The following is a 21,280-nucleotide window of genomic DNA, read 5'->3' on the forward strand; positions in this document are numbered from 1 at the left end:
GCAGGGAAATCTGACAAGGGAAGGGCGGAGAGATTACATGACTTCATCTATCGGATTTAAATTGGAAAGAACGATCCCCGTTGATGAGGGTTACGAGCTTGTTGTGGCGGGAGGCGGCCCGGCGGGAGTCGGGGCTGCAATCAGCGCGGCAAGATTGGGCACCAAAGTGCTGCTGATCGAAGCTACCGGATGTATGGGCGGGATGGGCACCTCCGGTTTGGTGACCGCCTTTGATCCGATGGCTAACGGGGAGCAGATGCTGGTCGGCGGCATTATGAGAGAAATTGTCGAGACGATGTACTCTCGGGGGTATATGAGTCCGGGCATCGACCCGAATTGCTGGCGCAAATTTTATCATCGCTGGTCCCCGTTTCGAGTGGAAGGCTACAAGCGCATATTGGATGAATTGGTCGTTCAGGCGGGAGTTGAGGTTCGTTTTTTCACGCGGCTGATCGATGTTGACGTATCGGCCGCCGACAGGACGGTGAACGGCGTGGTGACCCATAATATCGAAGGGTACCGTTTTATTAAAGCAAAGGCGTTTATCGATTGCACAGGGGACGCTATATTGGCGGATCTCAGCGGCGCCGCTTGCCGCGAAGCGGGTCGTGATACGCCTAACATCATGCCGGCCACGCTGCCTTCGCTGTTTGTCGGCATCGATTGGGAGAAGAAAAGGACGGTGAACGAACAGAAAGGAGCCGAAGTACGGCAAGCGATTCAGGCCGGCCATTTTACCCAGCCGGACCCGTTTCTGGTCGGCATGTCCAAAGTAGGCCATAACGTAGGTTATTTGAACGGTGGGCATCTGTTTAACTTAAATGCGCTGCGCTGCCGGGATCTCACCGAAGGGATTATGTTGGGAAGAAAAATTGCCGAGGAATACTTGCATTTCTACCGCAAGTACATACCCGGCTGTGAAAATCTGGAGCATGTCACAACCGCTTCACTGATCGGTGTCCGCGAATCGAGACGGATCGTCGGCGAATACGAGCTGAACATTAACGATTATATGGCCAAACGGGAATTCCCCGACCAGATCGGCGTATTTAACAAATTTGTCGACATCCATCCTTATGATTATTCGGAGGAGGCGTACCAACGGCATCTGATCGAAAAGGAAAAAAGCTTTAAGCTCAAGGAAGGGGAATACTTCGGCATTCCTTACGGCATTCTGGTTCCCAAAGGCTGGAACAACTTGTGGGTCGCCGGACGCTGCGTGTCCAGCGATGTTATGGTGCACGGTTCGATCCGGGTTCAGCCGGCATGCTCCATGATGGGGCAAGCAGCGGGCACGGCTGCGGTGCAAGCGATCCGCACCGGACAAACGGCTTGTACGCTGGATACGGAAGAGTTGGTCGAGACGCTGCGCAAAGCAAATGCGTTTCTGCCCCAGACTTCGCTTAGTTCCGCAATGACTCGTTCATAAGTTCATAAGATCAGCGGCGGCGACAGTCTAGAAGGCTGCCGCCGCTGCCCAAGAAGCTTGTACCGGCGGGGTTCGACCACCGCCATAAGACGCCGGGACGCACTCACGGGTTGGAGAGGTTGTGCTGCAAAGTCGGGTTTGACAGGAAGCCCGGTATGCGACGATAATCGGACTAGATCATGCAGGTAGGGAGAACTCCGTCATGTACCAAGCCATCCTTCGACACTTCATCCCACAGACGTTAAAGACCAGGCTGTTCGCTGTATTTATGCTGTTTATTTTTATTCCTTTTTCCTTATTAAACATTCGCAACTATAACCGTATCGAGAGTTCCCTAGAAACGCAGCTGGGCTACCAATGCAGCAGCCAGTTGGGGCAGATACGTTCGGAAATTGAGGAGTTGAAAGGACTTGTATTCAAGGCGGCCATTCGATTAAGCCAGGAAAATGAGCTGAAGGAAGCGATCCGCTTGGGAGAAGCAAGTGACGGCTCCACCCCGCAAGGGGAGAAATTGCTGCTGTCCCGGCAAATCAACGGTATTCTTCCCGTGTTTGAGCCCTATTCCAATTTGTTTCAATTTACGATAGCCGATCTGGATTCCGTCCATTATTCGACCGCCCAAGCGGATATCTCCGCTTCTACGGAAGCCCTGGCACAAGATTTAGTCAACCGCCATAAAGCGTATATATGGACGCATTCCGAAGGCGCCAATATGAAGCTGACATTAACGTTGCTGGTGAAAGAAGGCGATCCTGCTGCCGGCATCATTAGGGTGGATTTCGATTATATCGGATGGCTTAAAGCGCGGGTCAGTTATTTTCCCATCCAGCAGCATTTGTTTATTATGGATGAAGCGGAGCATGTCTTGTCCGGCACGAGCCCGGGGATGTCCCCGCCGCCGTCCGACGTTATAAATCAATTGCGGGAGATGTCCCCGCGGCCCGAATATACGATTGACAACAAAACCCGAAATTTAATTACGGTTGCCTCCATACCTTCAATGAATTGGTATTTGGTGGGCAGCGTGCCGCTCGAAGTATTTTTCGGCGATCTTCCCAAGGTGAAGATCGAATATTTTATTTCCTTTTTGATATTGGCTTGTTTGTTTATTTTCATTACCTTTTTGACGGTATCCACATTAACCCGCCCCTTGTTATTGATGCAGCGGAAAATGTCCGAGCTTGTACAAAAGAAGCTGTTTCACTCCAGATTGGCTGAGGATCGTTTTTCGGGGGAAATGCTGGGGTTAGCCAAGACGTTTAACCGTATGACGGCCGACCTGGAGCGGCTGATCGAGCAAATGCGGATCGAAGAACGGCAAAAGGAAGCGCTGCGTTTTCAGATGCTGATGTCGCAAATGAACCCGCATTTTCTGCTTAATACGTTAAACGCGATTAAATGGAACGCCTATCAGCATCAGGATCAGGCTACATATGAAATGTGCAAATCGCTTGGCGTGCTGCTGGAGACCGGCTTAAATACGGACCTGGAGTTGCTGCATTTGAAAGACGAAATTCATCTTGTGAAAGCGTTTGCCTATATTCAAAATTTCCGGTTTAACGGCCGTTTTCAGATTGCTTACGAATACGACGATTCGCTTCAATACGGGCTTATTCCAAAACTGAGCCTGCAGCCGTTAGTGGAAAATGCCATTCACCATGCGTTTCATGAGGAGCAGGAAGATTGCCGGATTATCGTCAGAGCCGTTTCGCTTGGAAATAAGCTGGTGCTGGAAGTGGAGGATAACGGCACCGGCGTTTCGATTACCCGCGCAGAGACACCGGATTCGCGCCGCAAACGGGGAATCGGCTTGTATAACTTGCGTGAGCGGCTTAAGCTGCTTTTTCGCGGGGAAGCCTCCTTCGAGCTGATACAGACGGCGGGAAAAGGCACTTTGGCCCGAATCCGCATGCCTTTGCTCATCTCGCAGCCGTATGAACAAGGAGAGTGAATCATATGTGGAAAGTCATATTGGTTGACGATGAAGCGTTTATCCGCAGCTCCGTGCGGCAGTTTGTCCCTTGGGCGACATACGGCTTCGAGGTGATCGGCGAAGCTTCAGCGGGCAGACAGGCGCTGACGATGATCCGCGAGCGACGTCCGGATTTGGTATTGGCCGATATTATTATGCCGGGCATGAACGGCATCGAATTGCTGGAGCAGGTACGGTCCGCAGGAATAAATGCCAAATTTGTGATGCTGACCTGTGTCAATGAGTTCGAATACGCCCGGAAAGCGGTGGAACTGGGAGCTTCCGGTTATGTGCTCAAGCTGTCGATGGATGAAGAGGCCATGGGCGACATGCTGAGAAAAGTAGGCGGCCAGCTTGCGGCGAGCAAGCAGCTTGAAGCCAGTTCGGCCAAATACGATATGCATGTATGGTACGCCAAGCTTTGGCGCGATTTTCACAGCATGCCGCCGGTTGACACCGCCTACATGAGGGTGCCGGAGGCGGTCGCCAAATGGCAAAACGAATTCCCGTACGTTACGATCGCGTATTATCCTTATGGCGGGCATGAAGCAAAAGCGCAGCGGGAAATGATATCCGTTTCGTCTCAAGAGGTTGTTTCTCACCTATTCGCTGACGGTCCAAGCGTAACGGTATTTCATTGGGGCAAATCGATGGCGGCCTTGGTCTCCTATGAACGCTACCCTGCCGATACAGCCCCAGAAACCGTATCTTTGGCGGTGCCTTCCGCAGAGCTTCCTTCCTGCTGGTTATCCATGCTGCAGAAGTTCCAGGCCGGTTGGTACGGCCTCAAGGAAGAGTCGCAGCCGCAACTTCGCATTCCCGCAGAAACGGATTGGCAAATTGAGCGCCGTCTTCTGCTGGAATTTGAGTTGGGACGCTCCGATGCGTGCGCAGCCACACTGAAAACCATCGGCAATATGTGGAGAAAAAATGGGGTTTTATGGCGCGAAGTTAAGGCGGCGGGAGAGCGGCTTGACCAAAGCTTTCGGCATATCGCCGCTGCCGCTGTTGATGGGGATACTGATCTGGTAGATCGGGAGTGGCTTGCGCCGTCCCATCATGATCTTTTTATGAATGCGCTTGAAGCGCGTATGCTGCGTTATTTGCTGAGAAGGACAGAAAAAGAGTTGCCGGGTCCGGGCAAGGAACACGATGTCATTAGCCGGGCGATTGTCCATATCCGGTCCAATCTAGGGCAAACATTAACCGCCAAGCAGGTCGCCAAAACAGTTTCATTGGATGAAGATTACTTATCTACACTTTTTAAAAAGAAAACGGGAGTCACCTTGATTCAGTACATACATCAATCGCGCATCGATCAGGCTAGACGTTACTTGGAGCAAACCGATATGTCGGTCAGGGAAATCGGGGAAACGGTAGGTTTTGAGAACACGAATTATTTCCATAAAATCTTCAAGCGGATGACCGGTCTGACCCCCCAATTGTACCGGCAACAAAACGTTGATTCCACAGTCCCAAATTAGAAAAACAATTCGGCCCACAAGGCTTCGTTATATCCGACGAAGTCTTTTCAGCCTTTTCGCTAACTTATGCTTGGCAGAATGACGAGCCAGTCGATGATTAAATAATCGCAGGTTCTATTGACACAATAAAAAAATAAACTATAATGTTCTTATACCCCAACGGGTATATGTATAAAAAACCGTCGCAACTTTTTTCAAAAGCCATCCGGATGGCCTATTTTTTTGCTTATTATAATACCCTATGGGGTATATGGTGGTTTGCAAAAAGCATCATAAACAGACGGGATATAAGAGAAAGGCTGAACGCCTCATGGACATGGCATGGATCATCACGATTTTTGCTGTTGGTTTTCTGGGTTCGTTTATTTCAGGTCTGGTGGGGATCGGTGGTTCGATCATCAATTATCCAATGCTGCTGTTTATACCGCCTCTTCTGGGCTTTGCCGCTTTTTCCGCTCAGGAGGTCACGGCGATCAGCGCCGTTCAGGTATTCTTTTCCAGCTTGATGGGGATGCTTGTTTTCCGCAAAGGGAATTTGCTGCATAAGCAGCTTATTGGGTACATGGGCGGCTCGATTGTCATAGGCAGCTTTGCGGGCAGCTTGATTTCCGCTTTCTTGCCCAGCGCGGTAATTAATATGGTGTACGCCGTACTTGCGTTAATCGCAGCGGTCATGATGTTTTTGCCGAAAAAAGGGAGCGACGCCACGGACGTCAGCGCAGTTGGCTTCAATAAGCCGCTGGCGGTTGTGCTTGCGCTTATCATCGGCGGTGTCTCGGGGATCGTCGGCGCAGCCGGAGCTTTCATTACCGTTCCGGTTATGCTGGTCGTATTGCGGATACCGACAAGAATCGCAATCGCATCATCCTTGGCCGTCACGTTTATCTCATCTATCGGTTCGGCGGCCGGCAAGATGATGGGCGGCCATATGCTTCTAGGACCCGCTGTCGTACTTGTCGCGGCCAGCTTGATCGCCTCTCCTCTAGGCGCGGCTCTCAGTAAAAAGACAAACACCAAAGCGCTGCAATGGATTTTGGCTGCATTAATAACGGCAACTGTCGTTAAAATATGGATTTCCATTCTATTTTAGGAGGCTAATGTCATGGCAAATCAAAATCAGCTGCAAGCGATGAGCGCAGCGCAAGTAACAAAGAAACTTTTGAGCAATGAACCGCTGTTTATTCTTGATGTGCGCAACGAAGAAGATTTTAAAGATTGGAAAATCGAAGGCTCAAACGTACAAATATTCAATGTGCCTTATTTCGACCTCATTGATGGAGTAGATGCCATTCTCGATAAAATTCCGGAAGACAAAGACATTTTGGTTGTCTGCGCCAAGGAAGGTTCGTCCAAGTTTGTCGGAGAGCAGCTGGTTGAGGCGGGCAGACGGTATGTATCGTATTTGACCGAAGGGATGAAATCGTGGAGTGAGCATCTGGAACCTTTAAAAATCGGCTCGCTGCATGGCGGCGGAGAAATATACCAATTTGTCCGCATCGGCAAAGGATGTTTGTCCTACATGGTTATCTCCGGCGGTGAAGCGGCAGTGATCGACGCCGTACGTATGACGGACGTATTCCACAGCTTCGCCAAGGAGAAAAACGTGCAGATTAAACATACGATCGACACGCATCTTCACGCCGACCATATTTCCGGAGGACGCGCGCTGGCCGCACAAACAAACGGCACGTATTGGCTGCCGCCAAAAGATGCGGAGGAGGTCGTTTTCGAATACGAAAAACTCGAAGAAGAAGCGCAGATCGCCGTAGGAAATACATTAATCCGCATACAGCCGGTATATTCTCCAGGCCATACAATTGGCAGCACCTCTTTGATCGTCGACAATCAGTTTCTGCTTTCCGGGGACATTTTATTCGTCCAGTCGATCGGACGTCCCGACTTAGCCGGTAAAGCGGAAGATTGGGTGGCTGATCTCAGAACGACACTTTACGAGCGTTATAAGGCGCTGCCGGAAGATCTCATCGTGCTTCCCGCACACTTCGGCAAATCGGCGGAGCTTGGGGAAGGCGGCAAGGTTTGCGCGCGTCTTGGCGATTTATTCAAGAGTAACCCAGGCTTGAATATAACCGATGAACCGCTTTTTCGCCGTACGGTTACGGAACAGCTGCCGCCGCAGCCCCATGCGTACCAGGAAATACGCCAAACCAATATGGGCAAAATGACGCCAAACGACGAGGAACAACGCGAGATGGAGATCGGTCCCAACCGCTGTGCCGTACATGACGTCTAATCGTAAATTTTCGGGAGGGAATCGCAAATGTACAAGGAACTGAAACCTGAAACCGTGCTGGAAAAAATCAACCGCAACGAACATATCGTCATTTTGGATGTACGCGAGCAGGAGGAATGGGAATCCGGTCACATAGCGGGAGCAAGGCATATTCCACTTGGGCAAATCGCCAAAGCGTTAAACGAACTTGATCCGCGGCACGAGACGATCATTGTTTGCCGCAGTGGCAATCGCAGCGGGCAAGCATGCGGGTTCCTTTCCAACATGGGCTATAACGTGGCGAATATGACGGGCGGCATGTCGAAATGGCCGGGAAATATTGTGTACGGTAAATAATTCAACTTCCAAAGGAGATCAGGTACATGACAAATTGGACAGCGAATCGCACGCTGGAATGCGAAGGCCTTGCTTGCCCCATGCCCGTGGTGAAGACCAAAAAGACGATGGAAGAACTGAGAGCAGGGGAAGTGCTGGAGGTGCGTGCCACCGACAAAGGTTCCGTCGCCGACCTGAAGAGCTGGGCCAGCCGGACGGGGCATCAATATGTGGGTTTAAAGGAACATAACGGAGTGTTCCATCATTTTATCCGTAAGGCTGAAGCGGCCGAGACGAAAGCGGAGAAGCAATTCCCGCATACCTCCTCCAACGAAGAGGTTTATGCTAAGGTATCGTCCGGCGAAACCGTGGCCGTTATCGATGTCCGGGAACCGGCGGAATATGCTTTTGGCCGAATTCCGGGGGCTATCTCGATACCACTGGGTAGCTTGGAAGACAAGATAAGCGATCTCGATCCCGCCAAGCTTTATTATGTCGTTTGCAGAACGGGGAACCGCAGCGATACGGCCTGTCAGCTTTTAACGGATAAGGGATTCCGGAATGTTAAAAATGTCCTTCCCGGTATGTCCGGGTGGAGTTATGACACGGAGCAGGACTAAAAAACGAAAATAACATGGAGATGATACATCATGGCAAATGTGATAGTTGACGCTAAAGGGCTTGCTTGTCCAATGCCGATCGTCAAGGCAAAAAAAGCGATGGATTCATTGGAATCGGGACAAACGATGGAACTGCTGACGACCGACAAAGGTTCGATGAACGATTTCCGGGCATGGGTGAAGATGACCAAACATGAGCTGATCGAAGCGAAGGAACAAAACGGCGTGTTTATTTTTATCGTGAAAAAAGGCCGAACGACGGACGAAAGGGGGATTCGAGAAAGTGGAAAATAAGGAGAAATCAACGATTGTACTGTTCAGCGGGGAGATGGATAAGGCGATTGCGGCCTTTATTATCGCTAACGGGGCAGCCGCATACGATCATGAGGTGACGATATTTTTTACCTTCTGGGGGCTCAATGCGCTGCGTAAGGATGCGCCGGTGAAGGTGAAGAAAGGCTGGCTTGAGTCGATTTTCGCCAAAATGATGCCGCGCGGGGCGGATAAGATGGGCTTGTCCAAAATGAATTTTGGCGGGCTTGGCCCAAAAATGATCAAACATGTGATGAAGAAACACAATGCGCTCAGCCTGCCGCAGCTGATCGAGCTTGCCCAGGAGCAGGGCGTTAAACTCGTGGCATGTACGATGACGATGGACCTGCTTGGGTTGCAGAAGGAAGAGCTGATCGACAATATCGAATATGCGGGGGTTGCCGCTTATTTGGGCGATGCCGCCGATGCCAAGGTCAATCTGTTTATTTAGACCAATGTGAAGCGTCCTCCATTTATATTGAATTTGTCCGGTCATTCAGTAATAATATACCTATACCGGTATGGATGGAAGGAAGGAATCGATATGCAATACGATGACGATATGAAAAGAAGATTAAAACGGGTGGAAGGGCAGATTCGCGGCGTGCTGAAGATGATGGAGGAAGAGCAGCCGTGCAAAGATGTCGTCAGCCAGCTGTCCGCCGTAAGAAGCGCCGCCGATAAAGCGATAGCTTACATCGTTGCGGTAAATTTGGAGCAATGTATTTTGGAGGAACAGGAAGCCGGCAGAGACAGTAGCAAAATCGTCAAGCAGGCGATCGACTTGCTGGTGAAAAGCCGCTGACAGCTAGAAATGAGGTATTTCTATGGACTACAATCTCATCATTAATTTTGCGATCATTGTTTTGCTGGTTTGGTTTGTTTATTCCCGGTTCGCCGGGGTCAGAGGTTTGAAAAACTTGCAGCCCGATCAATTCCAGGATGCGCTGAAGCGCGATCCGAATCATATATTAATCGACGTCCACGAACCCGGCGAAGTACAGCAAGGCCGCATCGCAGGAGCGATCAACATCCCCTTGTCCCAGATGAAGCAGCGCGCCGGCGAAATCCCTGCGGGCAAAAGCGTTTATTTGTACTGCCGCAGCGGCATGAGAAGCAAGCTGGCGGCGCGTATTTTGCAGAAGCGGGGTTTTCGCGAGCTGGCGCATTTGCAGGGTGGCATCCTGTCGTGGAACGGCAATGTGGTGAGATGAGCAGGCGGTTCATTCAAGAAGTTTGTCTGTGAACAGGATAAATCAGGCATATAAGCAAAGACGCTTTTACACCACTTACAAAGTGGGCTGGAAGCGTCTTTGTGCGTTTCAAATCCTATTAGAGCGGACATATATTTAATCGGCCAATGAACGGCAGTGCTCTACATAACCTTCCAAGGCCGGGATAAATTCCTTAACGTAACGATAGTTCGGGCATCGACCAAACCTCTCGATTCCGATTAGTATAGTTACAAAAAAGACATCTTAACCATATTTATTATCCTGAATTCTCATATTAGAATCAGAACATACTTGATACAATATATACCCGTCACTTGAGTTTGCATTGCGATTGATAGAGTTAAGAAAGAATGGAGACATTACATGCGATTGTTCAAATATTTTAACGTGCCGATCCATTCATTTCGGAGAAAGCTGCTCATTTCCTATTTATTTATTATTCTCATACCCGTGCTGTCGGCACTGCTTATTTTCGGACTGAATTCGTACAATCAAACAAAGCAATACCACGAAGATTTTATGAATCAGCTTAACAAAAGAACAAACGTGAGTCTTCAAGATTTTTTCTCCAATATGGCGCGCAACTCATATTATTATTTGGCGGATAGCCGGCTCAAGAAAGTGCTTGAGAAAAGATACGAGCAGAGTGACCTGGAGTATATCGACGATGCCAATGTTTTTCAGCAAACGCTGGATCAGGTTGTGCTGATGAACGGTTACTTGGAAGGCATCATGTTTGTCGGGCTGAACGGCCGGGTGTACAACAGCAAGGATTCTGAAATTTGGTCGATCTCCTCGGTTGTAAGCTCCATTCCGGAAGATTGGCTGCGCCACGATAAAGTTGTCATAACGGCTCCTTATAAAATCGCCAATAACGATAAAAAAGTAGTTTCGATCGTGAGGGAGTTATCCGATATCAATACGAACAGCGCCGATCATGCTCTAGCCAAACTGGACATTAAGTTTAAAGCGATCGAAAGCATTTTGGGCGGGAGTGCCGAATCCAATTCGGAGGTCGGCACCATCGTAGCGGCGGATGGGAAGCTGATCTACAATTCCAAAGGCAATTCGCTTGCCGACGAGGACGTTGCCCGAATTTTAAGCGAATTCCACAAATACGAAAGCCAGCAAAAAAACATGCTGGAAATTCCGATAAGCGGCAAAAAGTACATGTTCAGCATGGCGAAAAATACGTTGACGGGATGGGACATCGTTCAATTTCTGCCTGTTGAAGTGATTGATAAAGCTTTTCAGAACAATATGCAAAAATATGCTCTGCTGATCCTGCTGTCGCTGCTCATAGCCACTTATTTCGCTGTATTGTTCTCTAAACGGTTTTTTCTCCCTATCTATCGTCTGACGAAAACGATGAAGCTGGTCGATACGGGAACGCTGGATTGGTCCATGACGGAGGAGAACAGGGATGATGAAATCGGCCAACTGGTGCAAAGTTATAACGGGATGATTCAGCGGCTGAAGGAAAGCCAGGAGACCGAGCGATTATCCAATCTGCTGCAAAAAAAAGCCGAGATGAATATGATGCAGGCACAAATCAATCCTCATTTTCTGTACAACACGTTAAACGTGGTTCAATCGATCGCCGACCTCCACGAGATGGAGCAAATATCGCTTATAGCGAGCTCGCTTGCCAGCATGTACAGATACAATATTAAATCGTCGGACGATGTGACGATCGAAAACGAGCTGGAGCAGCTGACAAATTATATACAGATTCAGCAGCTGCGTTTTATGAACAAGTTTCAGGTCGTATATGAAATCGACCCCGTTGTGCTTCAAAGCAAGATCCTAAAGTTTTTGCTGCAGCCGCTTGTAGAGAACGCTTTTTATCACGGTCTCGAACCTAAAGGCGGGAAGGGCCGGTTAACGATCGTCATGAAAAAACACGGGAATATACTGCTGATCAAAATCGAGGACGACGGCGTTGGCATAGGGGATGAGGAACTGTATCAAATAAAAAGCTTGTTCGAGCAAATTATCCGCGACGGTTATACCAAATCCAAGGTGCACTTCGGCTTATGCAACGTATACGCCAGAATAAAAAACTTTTACGGCAAAGATTTTTGGCTGTGGATCGATAGCAAGCGCGGCGAGGGAACCCGAGTGGAAATGATGATTCCTTTTATCAAGGAGGAGAAGGCATGCACATCTTAATTGCCGACGACGAATATTTTACGCGCAAAGCTTTAATTAAAGCAGTAATGAATTGGAATCCGGATACGGCGATCTTCGAAGCTGAGGACGGTCAGGAGGCGCTCGAACTGCTCGCGGCCAAGCCGATTGATGTTGTTTTCTCCGATATCCGCATGCCGAGGGTGGATGGGATGCAGCTGGCAGCTATCATTCACAGTCATTATCCTGGTATTTTCAACGTCATTATAAGCGGTTACGACGATTTCCAATATACGCAAAAAGCGATAATGCATAAAGTGGAGCATTATTTGCTAAAACCCGTCAAGAAAAGCGATATATACGCTGTCTTGGACAAGATCAGCGCCGAACTGGAGGCGGATCAGGCAAAAGCCCAAGACGATTTGCTTGCGGCAATTTTATGCGAAGGGGCTGATCCGCAGGCGCTGCAGCTTTGCTGCGAACCGGGGAGCGTATTTGTCGCGGCCGTGCTGGACGGGGATAATGTGCAGCTCGTCGGATCGCTGTTAAGGGAATACTTCCACAAATGGGAAATTCACTGCCGAACGATTCGCGATAAGAAACATCCACATATAAGTATTGCCGTTCTGCAGGGAAACGCAGGCTCTGCACATAAGCTGCTTGACGTTCGCGGCATATGGGAAAGGTTGGCGGGCGATTATCAAGAAGAGGGAGGCGGCTCTATAGTTATCGGCATTGGCGAGCTGTATTCCGAACCTGGTCAATTGGTGGAATCATACAAGGAGGCCAAAAACGCGTTACTGTACAAGCTGTTATCCGAAAGGGGCGGTGTGTATACACACGAAGATACAAAAGCCAATAAGCAGTTTACGCTTCCGATGCTGGACGGGATCCTGCTTCCGCTGTACAACACGATGATGAACAACAAACCCGGGGAAGCGGCCGCTTTGGTGCGGCAGTTGTTTGGCGGCATAGCCGGGTCGAAGCAGTTATCCGCTTATACGCTCCAGGACGTATGCTCCAAGCTGACGACGACGCTGAATTCGGTCATTGAATTTATCAACAACAGAAGCGAAGTTTTCGAACCTTATATGGATCAGCCTGATTTGTACAGGTTCGAAAGCTTGAAGCAAATCTCGGATTATTTTGAATCGCGTATTTCCGCGATCGCAGCAAAGCTTGAACAGTGCAGTACCCGAGACGATATGATACAGAAAATAATGGACTATGTAGACCGAAATTATGCGCAAAACATCGTGCTCGACGAATTGGCGAAAAACGTGTATTACACGGACAGTTCCTATTTGAGCAGGCTGTTCAAGAAAAAAAGCGGGGTTAGCTTTACCCAGTACTTGATTTCCGTGCGTATGGAAAAAGCGAAAAAGCTGTTGGAGTCGGATCCCAATCTGACCGTGTCGCAGGTGGCCAGCCACGTGGGATTTAACGATTATTCCCACTTTATCCAAACATACAAAAAGCATTTCGGCGAAACCCCCGGAGTCAATAAAAAGAAATAGCCGGATGCTCGTCCTTTTTACATGATTGTCATATGCATCAGGTCAGATGAGTCATATTTATCGGTGCCGGGCAGCGTTTAAAATAACCATGTAAGCGATTTAAAAATATATGTTTGGAGGAGCACCAGATGACCGATCCTTACCAGGAGGCACTGCAGCAGCAAAGCAGATCCAATGAAACATTCCCTTTCTACAAGTTTAGCGGGACTCACCGGGAAATCGGCCGGCAATACGGCGAGGCTTGCTGCGATCTTATCAAGAAACACCGTGATCTTGCGATCAGACGGCTGAAGGCGGACCGCCTGCCGAGGGAGCTGCTGCATGAAACGATTTTACGGTACAGGGCTTTTGTTCAGAAGTACGCCCCTTATTTTGACGAAGAAGTCGAGGGGATTTCGGAAGGGGCGGGTATTTCCGTTGCCGATGCATATCTGCTGCAAATTAGGGCGGAGATTGACAACGAAATGAAGAAGTATACGGAATGTACGACGTTTGCGGTTTTACCTGAAGCTACCTCCGACGGCACCGGCATCATTGGGCAAAACGCCGACCTGCCGGCATTTTACAAGGAAGTGGGCGTAGTGGTCGAATTTGTGCCTGACGATGGACATGCACATCTTGTGCTGACGCCGGCAGGGCAAATTTCGTATATCGGGATTAACAGCAACGGGATGGGGGTATTCGCCAACTTCCTGACCTGTGACGGCTGGAAAGCCGGTTTCCCGCGATATATGTTTTCGCGATATGCGCTTTACTGCGATTCCGTGTCTGAAGCGATCGAAGCTTTGCGCGGCCTGGAAAGAGCGTCTTCGCGCAATTTGATCATGATGGACAAATATGGAAATGCAGTTGATATGGAAAATACACCCGAGCGGGACGGGCTCATTTTACCGGAGCAAGGCATTTTGGCCCACTCGAATCACTATACGCTTCCAAGTTTTGCAGGAGAAGAAAAGCTGACAGGTACCGAGCTTGAAAATTCGCGAGCCAGGCAGGACAGGATGCAGCAACTGCTCACGGATAATCGGGGCAAGCTGAACGCCTCGCTGATGAAGTCTTTGCTCAGGGACCGGGAGACGTATCCGTATCCGTTATGCCGAATGCCGGGCGACGGGGCGAATGGGGCACCGGACTACGATATTATTACGTTTGCGTCCGTTATCGCAGAGCCAAGCAAAGGCCAAATGTGGGTTGCGCTCGGTCCTCCCAACCAGTACGAATATAAGCTTTATTCATTCACTTCCTGAGCAAGTGTGGAAGTGTTGTATTCACGGTCGAAATGAAGGTTAATCAACTATAAAAAGGCGGTGTCATCATTATATGAAACTATCCAAAAGTATTGCAGCCTCTCTGCTGGCTGCGAGTTTGACTGCGGCGGCGGGGTGCTCCGGGAGCGGCGACGGCGGCGAGGCAAAACAAAAAGAGGCAAGCGGCGGAGCCGGACAGCAGCAGATCAAACTTGAATTTTTGTCCAACAAAGCGGATACGGTGACGACGATGGACAAAATTATAAAAAAGTTCCAGGAGCAAAACAAAAATATCGTCATTGAGCAGAACGCCCCGCCCAATATGCTGAAGGTGCTGGCAATGCGCTTCTCCACCAACGAAGCGCCGCAGCTTTTTCACGTATATCCTTCCGCGCCGAGTTTCTCGCAGCTGCTTAAAGACGACAATGTGCAGGAAATTACAGGAGATCCGATTTTGCAAAATGTCGATCCGAAATTTATTACATTCAGCCAAAATAACGGTAAAAACTACGCTTTTCCTTATGCGCTGGAAGGTTACGGAGTTGTTTACAACCCCGATATGTTCAAGGAGCTGAATCTGGAAGTGCCCAAAACGTACGCCGAACTCATTCGGGTTGCAGACAAGCTGAAAGCGGCGGGAAAAACGCCGTTTCTGTTCGCCGATAAAGAGTATACCGATTTACGAAGAATTTCCGCAGCTATGCTGGCTTTGGACGATCCGAACATCATTCCGTTTTTTCAGGACGTGATCGCCGGCAAAAAGCATATCGCGGACAATCCGGTATTTGCCAAATTTATCGAAAAGACGCTGGAGATGCGGAAATATGCGCAAAAGGATTTGCTCGGATTATCCGGCGACAATGCGGTCAGAGAGATGGCGGCGGGAAAAGCGGCCATGTATTTCATGGGCATGTGGCAGGCGGCAGCCGTCAAGAAGGCGAATCCGAGTATGAATGTCGACATGTTCGTATTTCCGGCGGACAAGGCTGAGGACGCCAAAGTGGCGATGCAGGTCGGTACCGCGCTTGCGATGCCGAAAGGCGTAAAAAACCAGGCTGAAATCAAAAAATTTATGGAGTTTTTCGCCACGACGGAAATGTCGCAGTTGTACGCCGATGAAACGCAAAATATTTCCGTGGTGAAAGGCGTTAAACACAATTCCAAAGAAACGAAGGTACTTGCGGACATGGCGGCTGCCGGTAAAATTTATCGCGCGGCGGATTCCCCTTGGACACCGGCGATGCAGGACGATTTCGGGAAAGCGACCCAGGAATTGATCGCTACCGGAAACAAGGAAACTTACATGAAGAAACTGGAAGATATTTTTTACAATAAAGCGGGTAAATAACGCAGCCAGAATCGACCGCTTGGAGGGGAAGGCCGATGTTTCTGCAGCATCGGCCTTTTATAGTGATAGGAGGATCTTTTATGGAAGTTGTGCGCACGGTGTGGACCCGCTTTTTTGACCGCACTGCGACCCAATCGTATGCACGAAGCAGCTCGCGCATATTTCTAATATTGACGCTGCCGGCGCTGCTGCTGCATACGGCATTTTTCGCTTATCCCGTCGTCATGGGCTTTTTTTTCAGCTTAACCGATTGGGATGGTATATCGAAAAAATATAACATCATCGGATTTGCCAACTATTTGGAGATTTTAAAGGATAAACGGTTTCTGGATTCGCTGCTGTTTTCGTTTAAGTATACGCTGCTTGCCGTCGTGCTGAAAATGGCGATTGCGCTGGCTCTAGCGTTACTGCTAAGCGGAAATGTTAAATTTCGCAATTTCATGAGATCGGTATTCTTTTTTCCGGCTGTGCTCAGCCTGATTACAATCGGTCTTATATTTAATCAGATCTATTACGAAATTTTGCCGAAGGCGGGCGAGGCCTTGGGCATCGAATGGTTGTCCGTCAACATTTTGGGCAGCGCCAAAACGGCGATTTATGGGCTTATTATCACCAATGTATGGCATGGTGTGGCGGTGCCTATGATTATTTTTTTAGCCGGATTGACCAGCGTACCCAAAGATTTGCACGAGGCGGCCAGAATCGACGGCGCTACGGGCCTGCAGCGTTTTTTCTCGATCACGCTGCCTTTTCTGATACCGATGCTTAATGTCAATCTGGTCGTAACGATTAAGGGCGGACTGACGGTGTTCGAATCGATCGTAGCGTTAACGGACGGAGGACCCGGCACTTCAACGGAATCGATCGCATTTCTCATATACCGGCACGGCTTAAACGAATTTAAGTTCGGCTACGCTACGGCGGAATCGATTTATATTTTTCTGCTGATTGCGTTCATTTCGTTTATCCAGTTGAAGTGGCTGAACAAGAAGGAGGTCGGACAGCTGTGACGCCCAACGCAATTGGAGCAAGTATCAAATATGCGCTGTTGATTATAGGTATGGCGGTTGTTATGCTCCCAATGTATTTGACGGTGACACTTGCGTTCAAAACACGCGAGGAAACGGCCAAAAGCATATTTTCACTGCCGTCCTCCATCTATTTAGGTCACATGAAAACGATTTTGGGTAATGGAAGGTTCTGGGTATACCTTCAAAATTCTTTGACCATTACGCTGGTATCGCTGCTGATCATTATTGTTATCGTTCCGATGGTATCTTACGCGATTTCCCGAAACTTTGGCAAAACCTATTATAAATTCGTGTATGTATTTATTTTATCCGGCATTTTTGTCCCGTTTCAGGTTATTATGCTGCCTACGCTTCATTACATGTCCGATTTGAAGCTGATGAACCATACCGGGCTGATCATCATGTACGTAACGTTGGCGCTGACGCAGGGCATATTTTTATGCGTCGGGTTTCTGAAAAACATCCAGTTTGAATTGGATGAAGCTTCCCGCATCGACGGCTGCTCGATTTGGCAAACGTTTATGAAAATCATCTTTCCGTTGATGGCGCCGATTATCGTGACCATAACGACCTTAAACAGTCTCGGAATATGGAACGATTTCACGCTGCCGCTTATTCTGCTGAACCGCAGCCCGAATTTCTGGACGCTTCCGTTGTTTATATACAATTTCAAAACCGAATATTCGATTGATTATAACTTGGCATTCGCCGGCTTTTTGCTGACGATGCTGCCGATTATTGCGCTGTACGGTTATCTTCAGCGTTTTCTGATCAGCGGCTTGACGGAGGGAGCGCTGAAGTGACATGATGCAAAAGGCGATGTGAGGGAGAAATGATTCAACTAAAATCGTAGGCGTTTCGTTTAAGAGGAGAGATTGCCTGTTATGAAAAAAATACACTCTTTAGCGCGTACCTCACCTGAAGAGCAGGGCGTTTCGTCCGACGCTGTTCTTGCGTTTTTGCAAGCTGCCGAACGTGAAAAGCTGGGGTTGCACGGTTTCATGCTGCTGCGTCATGGTGCGGTTATCGCCGAAGGCTGGTGGGAGCCTTATGCTTCTCATCGTCCGCACATGCTGTTTTCGTTAACGAAAAGCTTTACGTCGACCGCTGTCGGTTTTGGCGTGGATGAGGGGCTGCTTTCCGTAGACGACAGCGTCGTATCTTTTTTCCCGGAAGCCGTTCCTGATAAAGTAGACGGAAGGCTTGCCGCCATGCGCGTGAAGGATCTGCTGACGATGAGCGTCGGACATGCCAAGCCGATCATGGGAAGTGAGTGGCGGCAGACAAGCGGCGATTGGGCTGGTTACTTTCTTGAGAAACCGATGGATCATGAGCCGGGAACGAAATTTATGTACAACAGCGGAGCGACGTACATGCTGTCGGCTATTATGCAGCGGGTGACGGGGCAGCGGCTGCTCGATTATTTGCGGCCAAGGCTGTTTGCACCGCTTGGCATCGAGGCGGCGGCGTGGGATACATGCCCGTCCGGTGTCAATACGGGAGGGTGGGGGCTGAGTCTGACGACCGAAGACCTCGCTCGCTTCGGACTGCTTTATTTGCAACGGGGTGTGTGGAACGGGAAGCGGATATTGTCCGAACAGTGGATAGATGAAGCGACCTCCAGGCAGATCGACAGCGGCGACAAGGGGCAAAGCGACTCACAGATGGGCTACGGCTATCAGTTTTGGCGAGGCCGGCATGGAACTTACCGGGCCGACGGCGCTTTCGGCCAATTTTGTATCGTGATGCCGGAGCAGAAAGCCGTCATTGCCATCTATGGCGGGCTCCAGAAGATGCAGGCAGTGCTTGATCTGCTCTGGACCCATTTGCTGCCTGACATGCGGCGGGATACGCTGCCGAAAGACGATGTGGGGCATCGGCGTTTGGCGGACAAGCTTAAGTCGCTGCAATTAGCGAATAAAAACGGAACAGCAAAGTCCGCTGAGTCGGCAGCTTCGATTGCTTCGATAAACGGACTGAGGTATCAAATGGAGGAGAACGCCGATCATGTAAGCGAGATCGCGTTTAATTTTGATGATAATGGCTGCACCTTTACTTTAACCGACCACCGCGGAGAACATGCCGTAAGATGCGGAATAGGCGCCTGGGTGGAAGGCAGTACGTCGATGACGGGAAACGAGCTGCACCATCAATACCAGCCTGCCAGGATGAAGGTGGCGGCATGTGGAGTCTGGGAGGATGAAAGCACATTTGCGATGATGTGGTGCTTTGCGGAAACCCCGTTTATCGATAGGGTCATCTGCCTTTTTTCCGGCAGTGCCGTCTCTTTGAAACGGTCCGTCAATGTCAACAGCACGGCCATGGAAAGGCCGGAAATTTACGGTACGGCCGTAATAGGGGAAGAGCGGTGAGCAGTCGGCACTGATTCTTATTTGCACTTACGTTGTATGGCTCCTGGCTTTTCAGAGTTGGAAGCTTTTGTTTGTCTCTTTTGGCCTAAGTTGGGCCTGGAAGCACAAACTATATTATTCCGTGTTGACTGATTGGAATAATGGGTATAAAATTTGTTTAACCACTAAAGCGATAAAGCCGATTGGATCACCAAAGGCTCCTCTCTTTCCGTACCCGGAATGAAAGGAGCTTTTTGCGTTTTTCAGGTTTGCTTGACGAAACCGGTGATAAGGAAGGAGATACGAATGACCGAAGCAATAGACGAAGAAGTTGCAGATGATCGCAAGCATAAGCTGCTGGAGCGGCTGATTCATATACGGCGGGTTCTTCATGAGAACCCCGAATTGTCGATGGAGGAGTTCGAGACGACTCGCCGCATTCGCGAATGGCTGCTGGAAGCGGACATAACGGTGTTGGACTTTCCGCAGCTCAAGACCGGGGTGATCGCGGAAATTGTCGGCGAGCAGGATGGGCCTACCGTCGCGCTCCGCGCCGATATCGACGCGCTGCCGATCCAGGAGCGCACGGGCCTGCCGTACGCATCCAAAATCGCCGGGCGGATGCACGCCTGCGGGCATGATTTTCATACGGCGTCGCTGATCGGAGCGGCCGATCTGCTGATGCGGCGGCGGCATGAGCTAAAGGGCACGGTGCGCCTTATATTTCAGCCTGCGGAGGAGACGGCGTCCGGGGCCATGCTGCTGGTCGAAGCTGGAGTGCTCGACGGAGTGTCGGCGATTTTCGGAATGCACAACAAGCCCGATTTGCCCGTAGGTACAATCGGCGTGCGTCCGGGACCGCTGATGGCAAGCGTGGACCGTTTCGAGTTGGATGTCGTTGGCATTGGCGGGCATGCGGGCATACCGGATCAAAGCGTCGATCCGATCGTCGCCGCCAGCCAGATTGTCAGCAGCCTGCAGTCCATAGTGAGCCGCAGCATCAGCTCGCTGCATAACGCCGTTGTCAGCGTATGCAGCATTCACGGCGGCAACACGTGGAATGTCATACCGGATAAGGTGACGCTGGAGGGGACGGTACGCACCTTCCAAAAGGAAGCACGTCAGGTTATCCCCGCACATATGCGCCGTATTGCAGAAGGGGTGGCGACCGCTTATGGCGCTTCAGCGGATTTTCGCTGGTTCCCTTATTTGCCGATGGTTCACAACGATGAGAGTTTGGCCGAACTGGCGGCCGAGACCGCAGCGGAGCTCGGTTATGAGACGGTTGTGGCGGAACGTACGCTGGGCGGGGAGGACTTCGCGGTATACCGGCAAAACGTGCCCGGCTTCTTCGTATGGATCGGTACGGGAGGCACGCAGATGTGGCATCATCCGGCGTTTACGCTGGATGAACGCAGCTTGCTCGTCGGGGCCCGGTATTTATCGCTTCTAGGTTTGAAGGTACTGCAAACATATAACCAAGAAAATGAAAAGGAATGATGCATGATGTCAAAAATTACGCTGATTTCAGGGAGCCCGTCGGTTTCCTCACGGTTAACGGGTGTGCTTGAGGTGCTGGAGCAAGCGCTTATCCATGAAGGAGCGGAGGTTCAGTGGATTCATGTGCGCGAGCTACCTCCCGAAGATCTTGTGTATACGAAATTCGACAGCGAGGCAATTGCCGGAGCCAATGCCTTGATCGCGCAGTCGGATGCGGTGGTTGTGGCGACGCCGGTGTACAAAGCGGCGTATACCGGCGTGCTGAAAGCTTTTCTCGATCTGGTGCCGCAAAAAGGCTTGGAAGGCAAGCCGACGCTGCCTGTTGCGATCGGCGGCACGGTCGCCCACCTGCTGGTCATCGATTACGCGCTTAAGCCGGTGTTGGCTGCGCTGGGGGCCCGTCATCAGCTGCAAGGCGTATTCGCCCAAGATACGCAGGTGAAACGGCTGGAAGGCGGCGGCTTCGAGGTAGAGGAGGAGCTGGCTGAGCGGCTGCGGCAAGCGGCGTCCGAACTTGCGCGGCTGGTGCGGAAGTAAC

The 21,280-nt window shown here is 50.1% G+C and carries 20 protein-coding genes; all 20 read left to right on the forward strand.

The window, feature by feature from the left end; genetic code table 11:
- Positions 1-37 precede the first annotated feature (37 nt).
- The 20 genes from EYB31_RS20530 to ssuE all read left to right on the forward strand — a co-directional run bounded on the left by EYB31_RS20530 (position 38) and on the right by ssuE (position 21,279).
- Complete coding sequence (locus EYB31_RS20530) at positions 38-1,429, forward strand: FAD-dependent oxidoreductase (RefSeq protein WP_131015277.1); 1,392 nt, start codon at positions 38-40, stop codon at positions 1,427-1,429.
- Between the two features lie 202 nt (positions 1,430-1,631).
- The gene (locus EYB31_RS20535; protein WP_131015278.1) at positions 1,632-3,380 is read left to right on the forward strand and encodes a sensor histidine kinase; all 1,749 of its coding nucleotides are present in this window, start codon (positions 1,632-1,634) and stop codon (positions 3,378-3,380) included.
- Positions 3,381-3,385: 5 nt separating this feature from the next.
- Positions 3,386-4,885: a response regulator gene (locus tag EYB31_RS40295; protein ID WP_165452514.1), complete on the forward strand. Its 1,500-nt coding sequence runs from the start codon at positions 3,386-3,388 to the stop codon at positions 4,883-4,885.
- Positions 4,886-5,195: 310 nt separating this feature from the next.
- Positions 5,196-5,975, forward strand: coding sequence for a sulfite exporter TauE/SafE family protein (locus tag EYB31_RS20545; RefSeq protein WP_131015279.1), 780 nt, complete (start codon positions 5,196-5,198; stop codon positions 5,973-5,975).
- A gap of 12 nt (positions 5,976-5,987) precedes the next feature.
- Positions 5,988-7,136, forward strand: coding sequence for an MBL fold metallo-hydrolase (locus EYB31_RS20550; RefSeq protein WP_131015280.1), 1,149 nt, complete (start codon positions 5,988-5,990; stop codon positions 7,134-7,136).
- A gap of 27 nt (positions 7,137-7,163) precedes the next feature.
- Positions 7,164-7,472, forward strand: coding sequence for a rhodanese-like domain-containing protein (locus EYB31_RS20555; protein ID WP_131015281.1), 309 nt, complete (start codon positions 7,164-7,166; stop codon positions 7,470-7,472).
- Positions 7,473-7,498: 26 nt separating this feature from the next.
- Positions 7,499-8,071, forward strand: a complete 573-nt coding sequence (locus EYB31_RS20560) for a sulfurtransferase TusA family protein (protein ID WP_131015282.1) — start codon at positions 7,499-7,501, stop codon at positions 8,069-8,071.
- A gap of 30 nt (positions 8,072-8,101) precedes the next feature.
- Entirely contained in the window at positions 8,102-8,365 is a 264-nt protein-coding gene (locus EYB31_RS20565) for a sulfurtransferase TusA family protein (protein ID WP_131015283.1), read from the forward strand.
- The gene (locus EYB31_RS20570; RefSeq protein ID WP_131015284.1) at positions 8,355-8,834 is read left to right on the forward strand and encodes a DsrE/DsrF/DrsH-like family protein; all 480 of its coding nucleotides are present in this window, start codon (positions 8,355-8,357) and stop codon (positions 8,832-8,834) included. Before EYB31_RS20565 ends, EYB31_RS20570 begins: the two co-directional genes overlap by 11 nt.
- 87 nt (positions 8,835-8,921) lie before the next feature.
- The gene (locus EYB31_RS20575; protein ID WP_131015312.1) at positions 8,922-9,188 is read left to right on the forward strand and encodes a metal-sensitive transcriptional regulator; all 267 of its coding nucleotides are present in this window, start codon (positions 8,922-8,924) and stop codon (positions 9,186-9,188) included.
- A gap of 22 nt (positions 9,189-9,210) precedes the next feature.
- Complete coding sequence (locus tag EYB31_RS20580) at positions 9,211-9,597, forward strand: rhodanese-like domain-containing protein (RefSeq protein ID WP_131015285.1); 387 nt, start codon at positions 9,211-9,213, stop codon at positions 9,595-9,597.
- A 384-nt stretch (positions 9,598-9,981) separates the two neighbouring features.
- On the forward strand, positions 9,982-11,790 hold the full coding sequence (locus EYB31_RS20585; RefSeq protein ID WP_131015286.1) for a cache domain-containing sensor histidine kinase: 1,809 nt from the start codon (positions 9,982-9,984) through the stop codon (positions 11,788-11,790).
- The gene (locus tag EYB31_RS20590) at positions 11,778-13,265 is read left to right on the forward strand and encodes a response regulator transcription factor (protein ID WP_131015287.1); all 1,488 of its coding nucleotides are present in this window, start codon (positions 11,778-11,780) and stop codon (positions 13,263-13,265) included. The genes EYB31_RS20585 and EYB31_RS20590 overlap by 13 nt, the downstream gene beginning before the upstream one ends.
- Positions 13,266-13,393: 128 nt before the next feature.
- Positions 13,394-14,512, forward strand: a complete 1,119-nt coding sequence (locus tag EYB31_RS20595; RefSeq protein WP_131015288.1) for a C45 family autoproteolytic acyltransferase/hydrolase — start codon at positions 13,394-13,396, stop codon at positions 14,510-14,512.
- A gap of 73 nt (positions 14,513-14,585) precedes the next feature.
- The gene (locus EYB31_RS20600; protein ID WP_131015289.1) at positions 14,586-15,860 is read left to right on the forward strand and encodes an ABC transporter substrate-binding protein; all 1,275 of its coding nucleotides are present in this window, start codon (positions 14,586-14,588) and stop codon (positions 15,858-15,860) included.
- Positions 15,861-15,940: 80 nt separating this feature from the next.
- The gene (locus EYB31_RS20605) at positions 15,941-16,870 is read left to right on the forward strand and encodes a carbohydrate ABC transporter permease (protein WP_131015290.1); all 930 of its coding nucleotides are present in this window, start codon (positions 15,941-15,943) and stop codon (positions 16,868-16,870) included.
- Complete coding sequence (locus EYB31_RS20610; protein WP_240762651.1) at positions 16,867-17,694, forward strand: carbohydrate ABC transporter permease; 828 nt, start codon at positions 16,867-16,869, stop codon at positions 17,692-17,694. The genes EYB31_RS20605 and EYB31_RS20610 overlap by 4 nt, the downstream gene beginning before the upstream one ends.
- Positions 17,695-17,775: 81 nt before the next feature.
- Positions 17,776-19,263, forward strand: coding sequence for a serine hydrolase domain-containing protein (locus EYB31_RS20615; protein WP_131015291.1), 1,488 nt, complete (start codon positions 17,776-17,778; stop codon positions 19,261-19,263).
- Between the two features lie 285 nt (positions 19,264-19,548).
- The gene (locus EYB31_RS20620) at positions 19,549-20,742 is read left to right on the forward strand and encodes an amidohydrolase (RefSeq protein WP_131015292.1); all 1,194 of its coding nucleotides are present in this window, start codon (positions 19,549-19,551) and stop codon (positions 20,740-20,742) included.
- Positions 20,743-20,748: 6 nt separating this feature from the next.
- Entirely contained in the window at positions 20,749-21,279 is a 531-nt protein-coding gene (ssuE, locus tag EYB31_RS20625; RefSeq protein WP_131015314.1) for an NADPH-dependent FMN reductase, read from the forward strand.
- Position 21,280 lies beyond the last annotated feature (1 nt).

This window comes from Paenibacillus thalictri, from assembly GCF_004307995.1.
Classification (GTDB): Bacteria; Bacillota; Bacilli; order Paenibacillales; family NBRC-103111; genus Paenibacillus_AF; species Paenibacillus_AF thalictri.